3 protein-coding genes and 1 pseudogene are annotated in these 4,488 nt (G+C 63.7%); all 4 read left to right on the top strand.

Going from position 1 to position 4,488, the window contains the following annotated elements:
- Positions 1 to 403, top strand: a pseudogene (locus NKJ06_RS34585) (threonine synthase); the annotation flags it as partial.
- 14 nt (positions 404 to 417) lie between these two features.
- Entirely contained in the window at positions 418 to 1,710 is a 1,293-nt protein-coding gene (locus NKJ06_RS34580; RefSeq protein ID WP_352626600.1) for a M16 family metallopeptidase, read from the top strand.
- A 15-nt stretch (positions 1,711 to 1,725) separates the two neighbouring features.
- The gene (locus tag NKJ06_RS34575; RefSeq protein WP_352626599.1) at positions 1,726 to 2,322 is read left to right on the top strand and encodes a GNAT family N-acetyltransferase; all 597 of its coding nucleotides are present in this window, start codon (positions 1,726 to 1,728) and stop codon (positions 2,320 to 2,322) included.
- Between the two features lie 3 nt (positions 2,323 to 2,325).
- A partial coding sequence (locus NKJ06_RS34570) for a diguanylate cyclase domain-containing protein (RefSeq protein WP_352812398.1) occupies positions 2,326 to 4,488 on the top strand: 2,163 nt, incomplete at its 3' end.

Raw genomic sequence — 4,488 nt, 5'->3', positions numbered from 1 at the left:
GCGCTACATGGACGGCCTGAAGCAGTCCGGCGCTTTCACCATCGAAACCCAGCAAATCGCCGGTATGCGGTCCGAATTCGACGCCGGCCGCGCTGATATGGACGAGGTCGCCGCCACCATCCGCTCGACGCTCGCGGCCAGCAACTATCTGCTCGATCCGCACACCGCGGCAGCCGTGCATGTCGCGGCAGGCAAGGCGTCGGGCGCCGTGCCGATGGTGGTGCTGGGCACCGCCCACCCGGCAAAGTTTCCGGCCGCCGTCGAAGCCGCCAGCGGCGTGTCGCCGGCACTGCCCGCATGGCTAGGTGGGTTGATGACAGCGGAGGAAAAATACACGGTACTTCCATCCGACCTGAAAATGGTGGAAGATTACGTCGGCCGCCGCGCGCGGGCGGCGCGTTAGGGAGTAGTAGCCATATGGGTGTTGAGGTAAGCCGTCTGTCGAACGGCCTGACAGTCGCCACCGAAACCCTTCAAAGCATCGAATCGGTAGCCCTTGGTGCCTGGGTCAAATCGGGTGCCCGCAATGAACGTGACGAAGAGCATGGCATGGCCCATCTGCTCGAGCATATGGCGTTCAAGGGTACGAAAAGGCGAAGCGCCTTCGAAATCGCCTCGGAGATCGAGGACGTCGGCGGCGAGATCAACGCCGCCACCAGCGTCGAGACCACCTCCTATTATGCCAGGGTGCTCTCCGACGATGTGCCGCTGGCCGTCGACATTCTTGCCGACATCCTGCAGGAATCCGAATTCGACCCGCAGGAACTCGAACGCGAACAGCATGTGATCCTGCAGGAGATCGGCGCCGCGCACGACACGCCCGACGACATCGTCTTCGACCGGTTCACCGAGACGGCGTTTCGCCACCAGACAATCGGCCGCTCGATCCTGGGCACGCCGGAAACCGTCAAATCCTTCACCTCGAAGCAGCTGCACAATTTCATCGAACGGCAATATGGCGCCGAGCGCATGGTGATCGTCGCTGCCGGCGACATCAAGCACGACAATTTCGTGCGCGAGGTCGAAAAGCAGCTCGGCGGCTTCCGCAGCAAGGCCGACAGCACCATCCCGCAATATGCGCAATATGTCGGCGGCGACTTCCGCGAGGACCGCGACCTGATGGACGCGCAGATCGTGCTGGGGTTCGAAGGCCGCGCCTATCATGTGCGCGATTTCTATGCCTCGCAGGTGCTGTCGATGATCCTCGGCGGCGGCATGTCGTCGCGCCTGTTCCAGGAGGTCCGCGAAAAACGCGGCCTGTGTTATTCGGTCTATGCCTTCCATTGGGGGTTTTCCGACACCGGCGTCTTCGGCGTCCATGCCGCGACCGGCCAGAGCGACATCGCCGAACTGGTGCCTGTCATCATCGACGAACTGCAGAAGGCCGGCGAGAAGATCCTGCAGGAAGAACTCGATCGCGCGCGCGCCCAATATCGCGCCGGGCTGATCATGTCCGCCGAAAGCCCGGCCAGCCGGGCTTCGCAGATCGCACGGCAACTGCTTCTGTTCGGCCGGCCGATCGCCAAGGAGGAATTGATGGAACGGCTGTCGGCGCTGACAGTCGAGCGGCTGACCGATCTGTCGTCGCGATTGTTCTCGACCAAGCCGACGCTTACCGCTGTCGGGCCTGTGGGCACACTGGCGCCATACGAGACGATCCTCGAATCGCTCGCAGGCACGCAGACCACGGCCCGCAAGCTCGCCGTCTAAGCCCCTCAAAGCGCCATGTTCGCGCTCCCTTTCTTTCGCCGTGACCTGCCGGCGCTGAAGGGCGACCGCGTCACGCTGCGCGTACCATTCACCAATGACTACCGCGAGTGGGCGGCGGTGCGCGGCGAAAGCCGTGCCTTCCTCGAACCATGGGAGCCGCGCTGGACTCCCGACGAACTCGACCGCAACGCATGGCGGCTGCGCATCAGCCGCTACCGCGAAGACTATGCGCAAGGGACCGCGATCGCCTTCTTCATCTTCGAGAGGAGCAGCGGCAAGCTGGCGGGCGGCATCACGCTCGGCAACATACGCCATGGCGTCTCGCAAAGCGGCCATGTCGGCTACTGGATCGGCGAGCGCTTTGGCGGCCGCGGCCTGATGACCGACGCGGTCAAGGTGGTGACCCGCTTCGCCTTCGATACGCTGAGGTTGCACCGGATCGAAGCGGCCTGTATTCCCGACAACGCCCGGTCGATCCGCGTGCTTGAAAAAGCCGGATTCCGGCGCGAAGGACTTCTGCGATCCTATCTCAGGATCAACGGCATCTGGCAGGACCACTACCTCTACGCCCGGATCGCGGACGATCCGCCGGGAGTTGGAACGAAGGACTGATTTTTGACGAATTTCCTGCGAAACGGGCCGCTGTTCGCCTTTATCCTCGCGACAATCCTGACGCTGTGCGCGGCATCGTCGGCCTTTGCCGTCGAGCCGATCAAGATTGCCCGTGACGACGTCGCGCTCGACCTTTCGGGTGCCGTCGAGATCTACCGGAACCAGGGCGAGAATTTCCAGGTATCGACCGCTCCGGGACCGGACGGCATCGTGCGGCGCATCGAGGTCGAGGCCAATGATGCGCGTTCGACCGGCGACTGGGCGGTGTTCGCGCTCGCCAACACCACCGACCAGCAGCTCGACAGGCTGATCGTCGCACCGCATTTCCGCCTGGTGAATTCCGGCATCTTCTGGCCGGATCTCGGCTCGACGCGCATCGCCGCCATCACGCCCAGCGAAGGCTTCGCGCTCGACCGCCAGACCAGCCCCGACGCCGACGTGTTCCGGGTGACGCTGAATCCCGGCACGGTGATCACCTTCATCGCCGAACTCGCCTCGCCGAAGCTGCCGCAGGTCTACCTGTGGGATCCGGAATCCTACAAGGACTCGGTCAATTCCTACACGCTGTTTCGCGGCATCGTCATCGGCATTGCCGGCCTGCTGGCGCTGTTTTTGACCATCCTTTTCGTGGTCAAGGGAACGTCGATGTTCCCGGCCACTGCCGCACTTGCCTGGGCTGTTCTGGCCTATATCTGCGTCGATTTCGGCTTCCTCAACAAGATCATCGAAATATCGCCCGGCAATGAGCAGATGTGGCGAGCGGGAACGGAGGTGGCGCTGGCGGGAACCTTCGTGGTGTTCCTGTTCGCCTATCTCAATCTCAACCGATGGCACGGCCACTTCAGTTACGGCGCGCTGGTCTGGATCCTCGGACTGGTGCTGATCGCCGGCGTCGCCATCGTCGATCCGGCGGTTGCCGCCGGCATTGCCAGGCTGTCCTTCGCCGCCACCGCCCTGACCGGACTCGGCCTGATCATCTTCCTTGGCATACGCGGCTACGACCGCGCCATCATGCTGGTGCCCAGTTGGGTCATGGTGTTGTTGTGGCTATGCGGATCGTGGATGGCGATCACCGGCATGCTCGACAACGACATCGCCCAGCCGGCGTTGGGCGGCGGGCTGATCCTGATCATCCTTCTGATCGGCTTCACCGTCATGCAGCATGCCTTCGCCGGCGGCGCGCTGCATCAAGGCCTGTTCTCCGACCTCGAGCGGCAGGCGCTGGCCGTGGCCGGATCGGGCGATACGGTGTGGGACTGGGACGTGCTGCGCGACCGCGTCGTCACCAAGCCCGATGTCAGCATCCAGCTCGGCCTGGCGCCCAACAGCCTCGGCGGTGCCGCGCGCAACTGGCTGCCGGTGCTGCATGCCGACGACCGCGACACATTCCGCACGACGCTCGACGTGGTACTCGAACATCGGCGCGGCCGGGTGTCGCAGAACTTCCGCCTGCGCGGCGCCGACGGCCACTATCACTGGTTTTCGCTGCGCGCGCGCCCGGTGATCGGATCGGACGGCGAGGTCATCCGCTGCGTCGGCACCATGGTTGACGTGACCGAGCAGAAGAAGTCCGAAGAGCGGCTGCTGCACGACGCCGTGCACGACAACCTGACCGGCCTGCCGAACCGCGAATTGTTGATGAACCGGCTGGAAGCGATCATCTCGATCGCGCGCACCGAGGAAAAAGTGCGCCCGACCGTCTTCGTCATCGATATCGACCGTTTCAAGCAGGTCAATGACGGGCTCGGCATCTCAGCCGGCGACACCATTTTGCTGACCATCGCGCGCCGGCTGCATCGGCTGCTCAAGCCGAAGGATTCGCTGTCGCGCTTTGCCGGCGACCAGTTCGCGCTGATGCTGCTGTCCGAACAGGATCCTGCCCGCATTGCCGCCGTGGCGGACGCCATCAAGCATGCCATCAACAATCCCATCACCTTCGCCAAGCGCGAAATCGTGCTGACCGCGTCGATCGGACTGATCACCTGGAATTCGCCGCAGATGTCGGCCGAGGACATGGTCAAGGATGCCGAGCTTGCGATGCATCAAGCCAAGCGCTTCGGCGGCGACAGGATCGAGCCGTTCCGCCCGGCTTTCCGCACCGTCGGCACCGACAGGCTGCAGTTCGAATCCGACCTGCGCCGCGCCATCGACCGGCGCGAATTCACG

The sequence above is a fragment of the Mesorhizobium sp. M0293 genome, assembly GCF_040321735.1.
Classification (GTDB): Bacteria; Pseudomonadota; Alphaproteobacteria; order Rhizobiales; family Rhizobiaceae; genus Mesorhizobium.
This window is presented reverse-complemented; position numbering and strand designations above follow the sequence as displayed.